We start from the raw sequence: 13,439 nt of genomic DNA, 5'->3' as shown, positions 1-13,439 counted from the left end.
GGTCTAACCTAACCGCCGGGCTGGATGCCCCGCTGGTAGAGAGTCGACAATTCGTCCGGTGATCGGTAGGAGTTGTTCCACAGATTCTTCCTCGCCGACGCTGACCCGGATTCCGGAGCCGGGGAAGGCCCGAGCCACGATCCCGCCGTCGAGCAGGGCTGCGTTGGCGGCATCCGTCGCGTCGCCGGTCGCCAGCCAGACGAAGTTCCCCTGTGCTTTCGGCACTAACCAGCCCTGGTCGAACAGGGCGGCCGAAAGCCGGTCCCGCAGCGCGGCGAGCCGGGCGACCCGTTCGAGAAGCTGGTCCTCCACCTGGAGTGAGGCGATGGCGGCGACCTGGGCGGGTTCGGTGACCGAAAGCGGGATGGCTGCGGCGCGTGCGGCGTCGAGAATCGCCACGGGACCGATCGCCCAGCCGACACGGAGGCCGGCGAGGCCGTACGCCTTGGAGAAGGTGCGGAGCACGACGAGGTTGGGGTACCGGGCGAGCAGGGGAAGCCCGCGGACGGCATCCGGGTCGGTGACGAACTCGGTGTATGCCTCATCGAGCAGCACGAGCACATCGCCGGGCACTGCGGCCATGAACGTTTCGAACTCGGCTGCGCTCACCGTCGTCGATGTGGGGTTGTTCGGCGAGCAGACGATCACGACACGGGTCGTCTCGTCGACGGCAGCGGCGAGCGCCACCATGTCGTGGGACCCGTCGGCACGGTTGGGCACTGGAACACTCGTCGCGCCTGAAACGGTGACGAGGCCGGGGTACGCCTCGAAGGATCGCCAGGGATACACGACGGAGTTGCCTGGACCAGCAGCTGCCTGGATGAACTGGCTGAGCAGGGCAACCGATCCTGAACCCACGTGGATGTTCTCGGCTGAGACCCCATGCCGCGCCGCGAGCACCTCGCGGAGGGCGAGCGCCGAGGCGTCCGGGTACCGGTTGATCGCGCCGGATGCGGCAACGGCCTCGAGGACACCGGGCAGCGGTGGGTATGGGTTCTCGTTGCTCGAGAGTTTGAACGCGTCGGCGGTTGCCGGCTTGCCCTGCCGGTACGGCGGGCTGGCGAGAATCTCGGGACGGAGTTTGACCGGAGGCGCGACGGCGTCGTCGTCAGAGGGTGGGATAAACGTCACGCCCCGAGTCTAGACAGGCGCATTTTCCGGCACTGGCATGCTGAACGGCCCGGCGCGGTCTGGCGGAGGGAGCGGTCGCGCGGAGGGAGCGGGCCTGACATCATGGTGAGATGGCCCGATTCCTGCTCCGTGTCGTCATCAACGCCGTCGCCATCTGGCTGACGACCTTCATCGTCGCCGGTGTGGACGTCACCCCGTACCCGCCGGGAGACACCCTTGCTGTCGTCCTGACCTACCTGTTGATCGCCGTGATCTTCGCGATCGTCAACAGTATCGTCGGCACATTCATCAAGATCGTGGCGTTCCCGCTCTACATCCTCACCCTCGGGCTGATCTCCTTCCTCGTGAACGGGCTGCTGCTGCTCCTCGTCGAGTGGATCATGTCCCCCTTCGGTTTCGGGCTACAGACCGATGGCTTCTGGTGGGCGGTTCTCGGAGCCCTCGTCATCAGCATCATCAACGGTGTCTTCGCCCTGCTGCTGCGGCCCCAGTTGAAGGATCGCCGCCGGCGCTGACGTCAGCGTCGGTCCCGTTCGGCGCGATACGTCGCCCCGGTTCCAGGACCGGACCCGGCCAGGCCGGCCAGAGCCTCCCTCATCCGGTCGAGCCGCGGGTCGGTGGATTTGTCGATCAGCGCGGCGGTCTCTGCATACTGTGCCATGTGATGCGAGCTTGCCAATGAGGTGCTAGGAGCAGGTCCGCTCTCGTCGACGAGACCCCGGCTTACGACAATCCTGTCCCGACCAGCGGTACCGCCGAGCGGTTCGCCTCCCAGAGCCGGTGTGATGTCCTCCGCATGTTCCACCGCTACGTGCGCGACCTGGTCGGGCACGGCGATCTGCCCGGTCGGTGATCCGAACGTCACGAGGGCCTGGGTGGAGTACACCCCGGATGCCGCGATCCGCGCCGCGACAAGACCACCCTGGGAATGCCCGAAGAACGACACAGGGTCGCCGGGCCGTACCCCGGCGTCATCCATCGCATCGACGGTGGCCTGCTGCGCGGCCGTGTCGCTTCCGGCGATCCCGGCGAGGTTGCTGCCCATGTCGAACGGTTCGTCGCCGCCGGTGGAGAAGTCGCTCGTGCCGGCGAGATAGACCGCGTATGCGGGCTGTCCGTTCCGGTCGGCGTAACGCTCGACCCGGATCTGCGGGCTGCCTGTTCCGCTCGGCGGAATCCGTGCCGCTGCGTCGGCGAGCGTCGTCGGGGCGCTCACCGGAGATCTAGCCGTGCGAGTCACGTCCAGCGGAGTGGGCGTATAGGCGTTGCGGCCGGACAGGAGCAGCAGGGCTCCGGCCATCGAGCTCAGCCCGACGACCCCGGCGCCTTCGTCGCCGAGGAGGTGCGCTGCCACCGGGCTGAGCCCCGCCGCTCCCATCGCGACGTCGTCCGCGGATGAGACGAGGACCCGAATCAGGTCCACGAACGCCGGAGTGACCAGAAGATAGGAGGTGTCGGCGAGCGCGTTCGCCAGAGGCTGCCCGGCGATTGCGAGAAGACGGCGCATTTCCGGATGCTGCGTCACGAGCAGCGTCACGCCGATCATTGGCGCCAGGGGCAGGGTACCGAGGACAAGGTTGCGGAGAAATCCTCCGGAGAGGAAGCCGACCACCGCGGCGATCAGGCGGGAGGCATCCCGGTTTCGCTGGTCGGCTTCCGCATAGCCGACGGCGGCGTACCGCATCTCGACGCCCAACGTCTCGGCATCGGCCGCTGCCTCCTGCAGCATCGCAGACGCCCGGGTGAGCTCCGGTTCCGCTAATCCGAACGGTGCGGCATCCGCCGACCATTCGGTGACGCACCGTGCGATCGCTGCTTCATGCGACCAGTCCCTCGCCTCACCTGCCAGTGCGGACAGCGAAGCGGCGGCCTCGAACAGGTCGTCGGTGTCGACGCTGATGGTGGAGCCGTTCGAGATGTCGATGTCATCCTGCATGGTTCTCACCTGGCTCCGCGAGCGGGGAGGCCGACGAAGCTCGAGCCCGCGGCGATGCCTGCGCCCTCCGCAGCGAGTCCCGAACGCACGAGGTCGCAGGCACGGTTGCATTCGGCGAGCGCCACTTGGAGCGCATTCGAACCGCTGGCAAGCACCCGGTGAACGTCGCTCAGGCGCGAATCGAACTCCAGCCGCGCGGGCGAGCGCCACGAAAGCACCCCAGTGGAGCGCAGAAGTTCTCGCCGTCCGGCCGAGACGAGGGCGGACAGCTCGAGGATTCGACGCCGCTGCTGGTCGAGCAGGTCGAGCACGCGGGAAAGCTCTCCTGGCGCGAATCCGGAGACTCCGCCGTCGTTCTCGATCATCATTCCTCCCCGAAGTTCCGGGATGTGGGAACTGCTTGTCTTCCATCCTCCGGTGTCTCCTGCTACGGCAGGCCTGGTTCGACCAACTGGTGAATAATCGCCGCCGATACGCCGCGTGTGCAGGAGCTGACCCGCCACCCGGGCTCCCCGAACGGGGCGCAATTGGGGCTCCCGCACACGGCGAGCGCGGTACAGAATGGGGGGATGATTTCCGACCCGGTCCCTACCGAGGTCCAGCCCTTCCGTGTGTGCTTTGTGTGCGCCGGCAACATCTGCAGATCCCCGATGGCAGAAGTTGTGTTCCAGAGCATGGTGCGGCAGGCAGGCCTCTCGCGCTATGTCGAAACGCTGTCGGCAGGCACCGGTGACTGGCACGTCGGCGAGCGGGCCGACTCGCGCACTCTCTCCGCGCTCGCCAGGAACGGCTACGACGGTGCCCACCACCGCGCCAAGCAGTTCAACCCGGAGTGGTTCGAGAACCTCGACCTCGTTGTCGCCCTTGACCGGGGCCACGACCGCATTCTCAAAGCATGGGCGCCGACCGACACGGACCGGGGCAAGGTCGCCCTGCTGCTCAGTTTCGATGACGGCCAGAGCCACCTGACCGATGTCCCAGACCCCTACTACTCCGGCGATGAGATGTTTGACCGAGTATTGGGCATGATTGAGAGGGCAAGCCGCCAACTTTTTCGGCAGCTTGAACCGGCAATTCGACAGGGAGCCATTCGATGACAGCACTACCCGCCCAGCCACTCAGCCCACTTGACGGCCGTTATCAAGCCGCTGTCAGCGACCTGGGTGAGTATCTCAGCGAGGCGGGTCTCAACCGGGCACGGGTGCAGGTCGAGGTGGAATGGTTGCTCTACCTGACGTCGCACAGCATGTTCGGGTCGTCTCCGCTGTCCGTCGAGCAGGCCGAGTCCCTTCGGGGCCTCTACCTCGAATTCGGGCAGGCCGACATTGACTGGCTCGCCGAGAAAGAAGCCGTCACCCGCCACGACGTCAAGGCCGTCGAATATCTCGTCCGCGACCGGCTGGCATCCCTCGGCCTTGACTCGATCGCCGAACTCACCCACTTCGCCTGCACGAGCGAAGACATCAACAATCTCTCCTACGCGCTCACCGTCTCGGCCGCAGTCCAGCAGGTGTGGCTGCCGAAGCTGCAGACGGTGATCGGGCTTCTGCGTGCCCTCGCGGTGGAGCACCGGGCGGATGCCATGCTGGCCCGCACCCACGGGCAGCCCGCCACCCCCACCACGATGGGCCGGGAACTGGCTGTCGTCGCCTGGCGCCTGGAGCGGATCGCCGAACAGGTGGCCGGTACCGAGTACCTCGGCAAGTTCTCCGGAGCTACCGGAACGTTCGCGGCCCATGTCGTCGCAGACCCGTCAGCCGACTGGATCCGGATCTCGCAGGAGTTCGTCGAGTCCCTCGGGCTGACCTGGAACCCGCTCACGACCCAGATCGAATCGCACGACTGGCAGGCGGAGCTGTACAACCGGGTTTCGCACGCCAACCGGGTGCTGCACAACCTCGCAACGGACGTCTGGACCTACATCTCGATGGGGTACTTCCGGCAGATCCCCCAGGCCGGCGCAACCGGTTCGTCGACGATGCCGCACAAGATCAACCCCATCCGCTTCGAGAATGCTGAGGCCAACCTCGAGCTGTCCAGCGCCGTGCTTGACTCGCTCGCGGCCACCCTGGTCACGTCCCGCCTGCAGCGCGACCTCACCGACTCCACCACGCAACGGAACATCGGTGTCGGCTTCGGCCACTCGCTGCTCGCCCTCGACAACCTGGCCCGCGGTCTCGGCGAAATCGATCTCGACCGTGCCGCACTTGCCGCGGACCTCGACAGCAACTGGGAGATCCTCGGCGAGGCCATCCAGACGGTCATCCGCGCGGAGGTCGTCGCCGGACGGTCGAGCATCTCCGATCCGTACGCCCTGCTCAAGGAGCTCACCCGCGGCAAGCGGATCGGGCGCGATGACCTCGTCGCGTTCGTCGAGAAGCTCGACATCGGCGACGAAGCGAAGGGCCGACTGCTCGAGCTCACCCCGGCAAGTTACGTCGGCCTGTCGGACGAACTGGTGGACCGCCTGCCCTGAGTCCCGCTCCGTGCCGCGTCGGCATCCGGGCCTTCCGCCGTCCGGATGCCGCGCGTACCCTTGGGGTAGGGAGGCCAACATGCACACAACGGCAGGTGAGCGGATCATCATCCGCGGGGGAACGGTCGGGGCGCCCGACCGGCACGGTCTGATTATCGAAGTACGCGGTGACGAGGGCCAGCCGCCCTACATGGTGCGCTTCGATGACGGGCACGAAAGCCTTGTATACCCGGGACCGGACTGCGTCATCGAGCACGTGCCGCACGCGGGCTGACCTGTCCGCTCGCTCGAAGCGAGCGAGTCAAGTGACGCGCGGCCTAGTGCCCAGAGTCCTGCTCGTGGATGTCCTTCTTCTCCAGGTCGCCCGGCTTGACCGAGAGGGCGAACATGGCGATGCCGACGAGGGTGACGATGAAGGCGACGCCGAAGAAGATCAGCGCGAGGGTAATGTCGCGAGTCGACATGAGCACGATGAGGCCGGCGAAAGTTCCGGCGACAGCGGCGAAGACGAGCAGTTCGATCGGTTTGAGGATCTCGCGACGACTCGGTTGGGGGGAACTCATGACTGCGACTCCGTTTCAGGGGCCACTCGGCCGCTCGGGTCGGTGCCCCACTTGAGCGAGAACCCTCCGATCACGAGCAGCACGGCGACGATGGCGGCGTAGGCGCCGAAGACTCCCACGGCGACGATGGATGCGGTGAGGCTGCGTTCGACGCCGTCTGGACCGGTGAACTGCTGGTCGAGCCCCTGGGGCACGACCAGGAACGCCACGGCCAGGAGCACAGTGACGACGCCGATGGTCATCCAGTCACGGGCGAGCGGTGAACGTCCGCGCATGCGGAAGCCGCTGTAGAGTTCGAGCGCCCCGGTGAGCAGGGCCCAAATGAGGACGGCGGCGAAGAAGACCGGCAGGCTCGCGGATGCTGCGAACGCAAGCGCGACTCCCCCGGCGGCGAGGGTGAGGATGGCCTGGGCGACGAAGACGTGGTGTGCCACTCCGTCTGCTGTGAGGCTTCGGGATCCCGCGAGAATCACCAGCCCGGTGAGCACGGCGAAAGCACCGAAGACGGTGAGCCCGAGCCCGGCCGAGTGGTTCTGCGAGAAAGTGATGACGATGGCAGCGACGGCGGCGACAGCCGCGCGGGCGACCGGGACCAGCCAGTACCGTGAGCGCGACTGCGCAGTGCCGTGGGGAACGGCAGTGACGGGGGTGGCCACGGGTAGCGCCTCTTTCATCGGTGTCGGGACTCCCCTAGTCTACGCCGCGTAGAACTGGGCATCTCCCGTAGACCCGTCCTCGCGCGCGGTTCCGGCGGGCGCCGATTGGTGCGCTCGCTCAGCGATCGGCAGGTTTAGGCCGGCGCCAGGTCGGCGAACCGTGAATAGTGACCGTGGAACGCCACGGTGACCGTGCGCGTGGGTCCGTTACGGTGCTTGGCGACGATGAGGTCTGCTTCGCCGGCGCGTGGATTGTCTTTCTCGTACGCGCTTTCACGGTGTAGCAGGATGACCATGTCGGCGTCCTGCTCGAGCGACCCGGACTCACGAAGGTCGCTGATCGCCGGCATCTTGTCGGCGCGCTGTTCCGGGCCACGGTTGAGCTGCGACAGGGCGATGACCGGCACCTGGAGCTCCTTGGCGAGGAGCTTGAGCGCGCGGGAGAACTCGGAGACCTCCTGCTGACGGCTTTCGACGCGCTTACCGGAGGTCATCAGCTGCAGGTAGTCGATGACGACGAGCTTGAGCCCGACCCGCTGCTTCAGCCGGCGGCATTTCGCCCGGATCTCGACGAGCGTCATGTTCGGGCTGTCATCGATGTACAGCGGCGCGTCGTTGATGCGGCCGCGGACGGCGGCGAGCTTGTTCCAGTCACGCTGGTCGACGGTTCCCTTGCGCATGCTCTGCAGGGGAACGGATGCCTCGGCGGAGAGCAGGCGCATCGCGATCTCGCTTCGCCCCATTTCGAGGGAGAAGAAGATGGACGGCTGGTCGTTGCCGATGGATGCGGCGCGCGCAAAATCGAGGGCCAGCGTCGACTTACCGAGCGCAGGACGGGCGGCGACGATGATGAGCTGGCCACCGTGGAATCCGTTGGTCAGGTCGTCCATCTCGGCGAAGCCGGTGGGGGTGCCGACCATCTTGCCGTCGCTGCCGTTCGCCGCCTCGATCTCTTCGAAGGCCGTGCCGACGGCTTCGTTGAGGGGAACGTAGTCCTCGGCCTGGGTGGACCCGGTGACCCCGTAGATCTCGGCCTGCGCGGTGTTGACGAGGTCGAGAACTTCGCCCTCACCGGCGTACCCCATTTGGACGATGCGGGTGCCAGCCTCGACGAGACGGCGGAGCAGGGCGCGTTCGGCGACGATCGAGGCATAGAAGCCGGCGTTCGCCGCCGTCGGCACGAGCCGGGTCAGCGTGTGCAGGTAATCGGCGCCGCCGGCGCGGGAGAGTTCGCCGGTTTTGATCAGCTCGTCGGTGACGGTGATGACGTCGGTCGGCTCACCATGCGAGTAGAGCGAGAGAATCGCATCGAAAATGATTTCGTGCTTCGGAATGTAGAAGTCGACACCGCGAACTGCTTCGACAACGTCGGCGACGGCATCCTTGGAGAGGAGCATCCCGCCCAGGGCCGACTGCTCTGCGAGCATGTCGTGTGGCGGGGTTCGGTCGGCCCGGTACTCACCGCGGTTTTCGCCGGCGGGAGCCTGGTCCGAGAGACCGAGATGGGCGATCGACACGCAATTCCTCCTTCAGCGGCTGGGCCGGTTCAACCCGGCGGGCGCATGGCCGTCATGCTCACAATGAAGCCAATACCCAACCACCGACACGGTGGCCGGAGACGGCTGCGCACGCCGGTAGGAACCTGCGCTGCCCCACACTATGAGCAAGCCAACCCGGGGCACAAATGCCCCTGTGGATAACTCTGTGGATGAATTGGGCGAAACGCCGCACGCGGTGTGCACAACCTGTGGGCAAACCTGTGGAGAACGAACTTTTTTCTTCCGGTAATTGCGTGCTGACCGGGGGTATTCAGTTCCACAGGCTGTGGGATGAAACTCTTTGAACTGCCTGTTGAAGCTTCTCTTACGAACCGTTTGCCTGTGCACAAAAAGCCTTGACCGCGAGGGTTTGCGGGGTATACGCAACGGCAGTTCGGGGGGTACTTCCGACGGGATCAGCAGCAGAACCACCGCCGGTTAACGACCTGTGGCGACGGGCCTGAGCCCGTCGCCACAGAGACGTTACTGAGAAGCGTGCCTACTTGGCAGCGACCACCAGGAGGGTGATGACTGCGCTGAGGTCCTCGCGGAGGCGAACAGTCGCCTCGTGCTGTCCGACCGACTTGATCGGAGAGGAGATCTCGATCTTGCGCTTGTCGATCTGTCCGAGACCGGCTGCTGCGACGGCATCCGCCACGTTCGTGGTCTTGACCGAACCGAACAGGCGGCCTTCTGCGCCGGCCTTGACGGCAAGCTTGACCTTGGTGCTCTCGAGCGCGGTCTTGAGCGCCTGGGCATCTTCGAGGGTGGCAAGCTCGCGCGCTGCACGCGCGGCCTTGATCTGCTCGACCTGCTTTTCAGCACCCCGGCTCCACGCAATGCCGAAGCCCTGCGGGATCAAGTAGTTACGTGCGTAGCCGTTCTTGACCTCGATGATGTCACCAGGAGTACCGAGGCCAGTGACCTCGTGGGTGAGGATGAGTTTTGACATGTCGGTTTCCTTACCTGCCGGAGCCAGCGTAGGGAAGCAGTGCCATCTCGCGTGCGTTCTTGACGGCACGTGCGATGAGGCGCTGCTCCTGGACCGAGACGCCGGTGATACGACGTGCGCGGATCTTTCCACGCTCGGAGATGAACTTGCGAAGGGTGGGGACATCCTTGTAGTCGATGACCCCAACGCGGATTGCCTTCGCGGGAGCGAGCGGCTTGCCGCCCTTGCCACCGCGGACAGGCTTGCGGCTTGCGCCGCTGGATTTTCCAGCCATATTGGTTTCCTTAGATGAATCGCCGTGGAGGAGTTAAGCGCCCCCTCGGCAGAGAAGTGTTTAGAAGGGGGTGTCGTCGCCGTAGGAACCAGGCGTGTTCCAGCTGTCGCCTGATGCCATTGCGCCGCCGGCCGGAGCGGCCGTCGGAGCGCTGGCTGCCCATGGCTCGTCCTGCTGGACGGCTGCGGGGCCGCGGCCGCCGCCTCCGCCGGAGGACTGCGCACGGGTCACCTGTGCGGTGGCGTAGCGAAGCGAGGGACCGATCTCGTCAACTTCGAGTTCGATCGAGGTGCGCTTCTCGCCTTCCTTCGTTTCGTACGAACGCTGCTTCAGACGCCCGGTAGCGATGACACGGCTACCCTTGGTGAGCGATCCGGCGACATGCTCGGCGAATTCACGCCAAACGCTCGCGCGCAGGAACAGTGCTTCGCCATCTTTCCACTCGCTCGACGCACGGTCGTAGTTACGCGGGGTGGAAGCGATGGTGAAGTTGGCAACCGCCAGCCCGTTCTGCGTGTAACGCAGCTCGGGGTCTGACGTGAGGTTGCCCACCACGGTGATGACGGTCTCGCCGGCCATCGGGACTAGGCGTCCTTCTCGGCAGCAGGCTTGGCGTCGACCTTGGCCTTGGTGGCAGCAGCCTTGCGGGCGGCCTTCTCCTCGGCGCGCTTGCCTTCGGACTCGACGAGAGCGATAGCTTCTTCAGCCCGCAGCACCTTGGTGCGCATGACGGCCTCTGACAGCTTCAGCTGACGGTCGAGCTCGACCGTGGCTTCGCTCGTCGCGGTGAAGTCGACGACGGCGTAGATGCCTTCGGTCTTCTTGTTGATTTCGTAAGCCAGTCGACGACGGCCCCAGATGTCAACCTTGTCGATGGTTCCACCATCGTTGCGGATGACGTTGAGGAACTTGTCGAGACTGGGAGCAACGGTGCGCTCGTCAATCTCGGGGTCGAGGATAACCATGAGTTCATACTGATGCGTCACTAACCCACCTCCTTCGGACTCGAACGGCCGCAGACGATCTGCGGCAGGAGGGTTCTAGCATCGTTGCGTCGTGCGGGGGCAGAATGCGCACACACGGGCAACCTGAGTAGCTTACCCGATCGGTGCACGTGCTCGCTACCAAGCCTCTGGCGTCCGCGTTGCTGTCGTCGCCTCACCCGTTCCGGACCGGAACACGCGGCGTACCGAATGAGCGGGCCCGCACCGAGTGAAATGGTAGCCACATGAGCGGCGGATGCGCTCCAGGCGCGCTTCTCTGCTGCACTTGCTCACGCGCCTCGGACGAGAACACGCGGCGTACCGCGTGAAGCAGTCCCAGAAGGGCACGCTGGGCTTCCGCTCCCCCACAGCCGCGGTCTACCGTTCCGGATTGCACACCGCGCCCGGGTATCGACGCGGATGCGAACTCGTGGAGGACGCTGGACGGCATGATCGATCCACTGCGGAACCCAGAAGGCGTCCACCTCTCCCGTGCCGACGCGCTCAAGGGAGGCGATGGTCGGTCGCTCCGACGCGGTCGCGAATCAGGAACGCTGGTGAGCATTCGGCGCGGCGTGTACACGGAGACATCCATCTGGTCCGAACTGGCCGCCCGCGACCGGTATCTGCTTCAGATGCGCGCCGTCCTCGAGACCCGCAAAGGCGACGCCGTTTTAGGCTACGAGTCGGCGGCAGCGGTCTGGAACATGCCGATCATCGGCCCGTGGCCCGACGCCGTGCATGTGTTCACGGCCGACGGGCGACGACGTAGTTCCAGCCGCGGCGTTCGATGGCACAACGCGCCGCTGCTCGATGGGGACGTCGTCGAGGTCGACGGCATCCTGGTGACAAGCAGGCTTCGCACCCTGCTCGATTTGGCGAGGCGGTCGGGTTTCATGTCTGCCGTGGCGTCGCTGGACGCGGGGCTCGCCTTTGCGGTCAAAGAGCACCGCACCGCGGATGCCGCGACCCGGTTGCGAGAAATGCTTGTCGACCGTCTCGACCAGCTCGGGTCCGCCCCGGGTTCCAGGCGGGCGCGTTACGCGGTGGAATTTGCGTCACACCTGGCGGATTCGCCGGGGGAATCCGCCAGCCGCGTGCAGATCCACCTCTGTGGGTTCCCGCAGCCCGTCCTTCAATTTCCAGTCGTCGACCGGAACGGCACGCTCTGGCACGCCGACGTCGGCTGGCCGGAGCACAGGTTGCTCGGCGAGTTCGACGGCTTCGCCAAGTACACCCGCGATGCCTACACGCGGGGAACACCGATCGAAGAGATCGTGTGGGCAGAGAAGAGACGTGAGGATCTGATGCGGGCGGCCAGGTACGGAATGGTGCGGTGGCTGTGGACCGACGCGCTCCGCGCACCGCTTCTGACGCGCATCCTCCTGGACGCGGGGCTTCCGCGCAACAGCTCGGGCGCCGCTTCACGCATTACGGACAAGTACACCCGGCGCAGTGCGTGAACCAGCCCGGAGCGAGTGACTACGCCAACCGACCACGAACGGATCGTGCCTGCCGGTCAGCCCGCAATCGCCGCGTTGGCGGCACCCTCGGCCTGCTTGAGGCCGACGGATGGCTCCACCGTGCCTGCGAAGATCTCCTGGAAGATCGGGTTGAATTCCTCGAATGCCTTGCCGAAGTTGGCACCCCTCGGGGCTGCGATTCGTTTCTCCCCCTCGACGACATCGAAGAACGGCTTCACCGAGACGCCCTCCTCCTTCCAGAAGTCGAAGTACGACTTCTGCGCGTCCATCACTGCGGGGACGGCAGCGCCGGATGCGCCGAGGTACCGGTTGGCCTTCTCCGAGCCGAGCCAGGTGAGGAGCTTGCCGATGGCAGCGTGCTTCTCCGATTCGGCGTTGCCCGCCACAACGACACCGTTGGTTACCGAGACCCGCCCAGCAGGCCCGGTCGGCATCGAAGCAACCCCCCACTCGAACTCGGCACCATCGGCGACGTTCTTAAGGTTGTAGAGACCGGACTGGAACATTGCCATCCTGCCCTCGAGGAAGGCATCGCGGCTGAAGTCGCCGTTCGCATTGGTCTCCGACGCCGGCGGGGCGACTTTCGCCGAGGCGATCGCGTTCACGAGGTATTCGAAAGCCTCGATGGTCTTGGGGTCAGAGAAAGCGAACTCCTCGCCTTTCTGAAAGACACCGCCGTTCGACCCGATGAACGGGAGCATGATCGCCTGGGTGTCGTAGGCGAGGTTGGTGCCGTACTGCACCGGTGTGCCGTCAAAGCCCGGCGTGCCCGCTGAGACGCCGGCGGCGTCGAGGGTGAGTGCCTGCGCTGCCGCCAGATAGGTGTCCTGGGTGGCGTCGGGCGACCAGGTAAGGCTCTCCAGGCTCTCCGGGGAGATCCCGGCCTTCTCGAGCAGTGCGGTGTTGTAGTACACGGCGACCCCGGCGTCGTACAGCTGGGGCACGCCCCAGAGCGTGTCCGCCCGGGTGAACTGGTCGACGATGCTGGGCTCCCACAATCCGGCGGCGTCGTCGCCGAACAGCTTGTCGATGTTCACCAGCTTGCCCGCATCGGCGTATGCGCCGAAGTAGGAGTTGTTCAGCCAGAACAGGTCGTCCATCTCTTTGTCGGCGACATCCGTGCGCAACTCGGTCCAGTAGTCGGCCCAGCCGACGACGTTGACGTCGACCGTGATGCCCGGGTTCTGCTTCTCGAAGGCCTCGAAGGACTCCTCATATGCCTCGGCAACGGTCGCGTCCCAGAGCCGGAACGAGAGGGTGATGGGTTCGTCTGGTGCCGACGAGCCGGTCGCGCATCCGGTGAGAAGCAGGGCGGATGCCGCGATGGACGTCGCGAGTTTTGTGAATCGGTGAGCCATTCGGGTCTTTCTCTCTGCCGGTTACCCCGATTGGAGGCTAGCAGTCGCCACCATTTTGGCCCCGGTTCGGCGGTAACGGCGGCGCGCC

General features: G+C 65.6%; 16 protein-coding genes. 5 read left to right on the top strand and 11 right to left on the bottom strand.

Annotated elements, in window-relative coordinates:
* Positions 1-3: 3 nt before the first annotated feature.
* A complete protein-coding gene (locus tag BM197_RS11445; protein WP_245762507.1) occupies positions 4-1,131 on the bottom strand; it encodes a histidinol-phosphate transaminase in 1,128 nt (375 codons plus the stop codon).
* 110 nt (positions 1,132-1,241) lie between these two features.
* Between BM197_RS11445 and BM197_RS11440 the strand changes: the two genes are divergently transcribed.
* The gene (locus tag BM197_RS11440) at positions 1,242-1,646 is read left to right on the top strand and encodes a phage holin family protein (RefSeq protein WP_090711621.1); all 405 of its coding nucleotides are present in this window, start codon (positions 1,242-1,244) and stop codon (positions 1,644-1,646) included.
* Between the two features lie 2 nt (positions 1,647-1,648).
* On the opposite strand, the gene BM197_RS11435 is transcribed toward BM197_RS11440, so the two are convergent.
* Together BM197_RS11435 and BM197_RS11430 are read right to left on the bottom strand one after the other, a co-directional pair.
* Entirely contained in the window at positions 1,649-3,067 is a 1,419-nt protein-coding gene (locus BM197_RS11435; RefSeq protein ID WP_090711619.1) for a hypothetical protein, read from the bottom strand.
* 5 nt (positions 3,068-3,072) lie between these two features.
* Complete coding sequence (locus BM197_RS11430; RefSeq protein ID WP_218151861.1) at positions 3,073-3,432, bottom strand: hypothetical protein; 360 nt, start codon at positions 3,430-3,432, stop codon at positions 3,073-3,075.
* 204 nt (positions 3,433-3,636) lie between these two features.
* On the opposite strand from BM197_RS11430, the gene BM197_RS11425 reads away from it, so the two are divergent.
* The 3 genes from BM197_RS11425 (at position 3,637) to BM197_RS11415 (ending at position 5,817) form a co-directional block, all read left to right on the top strand.
* Positions 3,637-4,164 carry a low molecular weight protein-tyrosine-phosphatase gene (locus BM197_RS11425; RefSeq protein ID WP_177216816.1) on the top strand — a complete coding sequence of 176 codons (528 nt, stop codon included), beginning with the start codon at positions 3,637-3,639 and terminating at the stop codon, positions 4,162-4,164.
* On the top strand, positions 4,161-5,543 hold the full coding sequence (gene purB, locus BM197_RS11420; protein ID WP_090711615.1) for an adenylosuccinate lyase: 1,383 nt from the start codon (positions 4,161-4,163) through the stop codon (positions 5,541-5,543). The genes BM197_RS11425 and purB overlap by 4 nt, the downstream gene beginning before the upstream one ends.
* Positions 5,544-5,622: 79 nt before the next feature.
* Positions 5,623-5,817: a DUF1918 domain-containing protein gene (locus BM197_RS11415; protein WP_090711613.1), complete on the top strand. Its 195-nt coding sequence runs from the start codon at positions 5,623-5,625 to the stop codon at positions 5,815-5,817.
* A gap of 43 nt (positions 5,818-5,860) precedes the next feature.
* Here BM197_RS11415 and BM197_RS11410 read toward each other — a convergent pair whose 3' ends face one another.
* The 7 genes from BM197_RS11410 to rpsF form a co-directional block, all read right to left on the bottom strand.
* A complete protein-coding gene (locus BM197_RS11410) occupies positions 5,861-6,106 on the bottom strand; it encodes a hypothetical protein (protein WP_090711611.1) in 246 nt (81 codons plus the stop codon).
* Positions 6,103-6,762: a hypothetical protein gene (locus BM197_RS11405; RefSeq protein WP_090711610.1), complete on the bottom strand. Its 660-nt coding sequence runs from the start codon at positions 6,760-6,762 to the stop codon at positions 6,103-6,105. The genes BM197_RS11410 and BM197_RS11405 overlap by 4 nt, the downstream gene beginning before the upstream one ends.
* A 134-nt stretch (positions 6,763-6,896) precedes the next feature.
* A complete protein-coding gene (gene dnaB, locus BM197_RS11400; protein WP_090711608.1) occupies positions 6,897-8,279 on the bottom strand; it encodes a replicative DNA helicase in 1,383 nt (460 codons plus the stop codon).
* Between the two features lie 520 nt (positions 8,280-8,799).
* On the bottom strand, positions 8,800-9,252 hold the full coding sequence (gene rplI / locus BM197_RS11395) for a 50S ribosomal protein L9 (protein ID WP_090711607.1): 453 nt from the start codon (positions 9,250-9,252) through the stop codon (positions 8,800-8,802).
* A gap of 10 nt (positions 9,253-9,262) precedes the next feature.
* Positions 9,263-9,526 carry a 30S ribosomal protein S18 gene (gene rpsR, locus BM197_RS11390; protein ID WP_090711605.1) on the bottom strand — a complete coding sequence of 88 codons (264 nt, stop codon included), beginning with the start codon at positions 9,524-9,526 and terminating at the stop codon, positions 9,263-9,265.
* A gap of 60 nt (positions 9,527-9,586) precedes the next feature.
* Entirely contained in the window at positions 9,587-10,105 is a 519-nt protein-coding gene (locus tag BM197_RS11385) for a single-stranded DNA-binding protein (protein WP_090711602.1), read from the bottom strand.
* A 5-nt stretch (positions 10,106-10,110) separates the two neighbouring features.
* On the bottom strand, positions 10,111-10,512 hold the full coding sequence (gene rpsF / locus BM197_RS11380) for a 30S ribosomal protein S6 (protein WP_090711600.1): 402 nt from the start codon (positions 10,510-10,512) through the stop codon (positions 10,111-10,113).
* 446 nt (positions 10,513-10,958) lie between these two features.
* Between rpsF and BM197_RS11375 the strand changes: the two genes are divergently transcribed.
* Entirely contained in the window at positions 10,959-11,972 is a 1,014-nt protein-coding gene (locus BM197_RS11375) for a type IV toxin-antitoxin system AbiEi family antitoxin domain-containing protein (protein WP_090711598.1), read from the top strand.
* Positions 11,973-12,028: 56 nt separating this feature from the next.
* Here BM197_RS11375 and BM197_RS11370 read toward each other — a convergent pair whose 3' ends face one another.
* Positions 12,029-13,351 carry an ABC transporter substrate-binding protein gene (locus tag BM197_RS11370; protein ID WP_090711596.1) on the bottom strand — a complete coding sequence of 441 codons (1,323 nt, stop codon included), beginning with the start codon at positions 13,349-13,351 and terminating at the stop codon, positions 12,029-12,031.
* Between the last annotated feature and the right edge of the window lie 88 nt (positions 13,352-13,439).

This window comes from Mycetocola miduiensis (genome assembly GCF_900115155.1).
GTDB lineage: Bacteria > Actinomycetota > Actinomycetes > Actinomycetales > Microbacteriaceae > Mycetocola_A > Mycetocola_A miduiensis.
Note: the sequence above shows the minus strand (reverse complement) of the source record. Positions and strands in the feature narration are given on the sequence as shown.

Bases quoted from the DNA above. Each gene is read 5' to 3' on its own strand.
- BM197_RS11370 (WP_090711596.1), bottom strand. From the start codon at position 13,351: ATGGCTCACCGATTCACAAAACTCGCGACGTCCATCGCGGCATCCGCC.
- BM197_RS11435 (WP_090711619.1), bottom strand. From the start codon at position 3,067: ATGCAGGATGACATCGACATCTCGAACGGCTCCACCATCAGCGTCGAC.
- BM197_RS11430 (WP_218151861.1), bottom strand. From the start codon at position 3,432: ATGATCGAGAACGACGGCGGAGTCTCCGGATTCGCGCCAGGAGAGCTT.
- rpsR (WP_090711605.1), bottom strand. From the start codon at position 9,526: ATGGCTGGAAAATCCAGCGGCGCAAGCCGCAAGCCTGTCCGCGGTGGC.
- rplI (WP_090711607.1), bottom strand. From the start codon at position 9,252: ATGTCAAAACTCATCCTCACCCACGAGGTCACTGGCCTCGGTACTCCT.
- BM197_RS11440 (WP_090711621.1), top strand. From the start codon at position 1,242: ATGGCCCGATTCCTGCTCCGTGTCGTCATCAACGCCGTCGCCATCTGG.
- purB (WP_090711615.1), top strand. From the start codon at position 4,161: ATGACAGCACTACCCGCCCAGCCACTCAGCCCACTTGACGGCCGTTAT.
- BM197_RS11415 (WP_090711613.1), top strand. From the start codon at position 5,623: ATGCACACAACGGCAGGTGAGCGGATCATCATCCGCGGGGGAACGGTC.
- BM197_RS11375 (WP_090711598.1), top strand. From the start codon at position 10,959: ATGATCGATCCACTGCGGAACCCAGAAGGCGTCCACCTCTCCCGTGCC.
- BM197_RS11385 (WP_090711602.1), bottom strand. From the start codon at position 10,105: ATGGCCGGCGAGACCGTCATCACCGTGGTGGGCAACCTCACGTCAGAC.
- BM197_RS11425 (WP_177216816.1), top strand. From the start codon at position 3,637: ATGATTTCCGACCCGGTCCCTACCGAGGTCCAGCCCTTCCGTGTGTGC.
- BM197_RS11410 (WP_090711611.1), bottom strand. From the start codon at position 6,106: ATGAGTTCCCCCCAACCGAGTCGTCGCGAGATCCTCAAACCGATCGAA.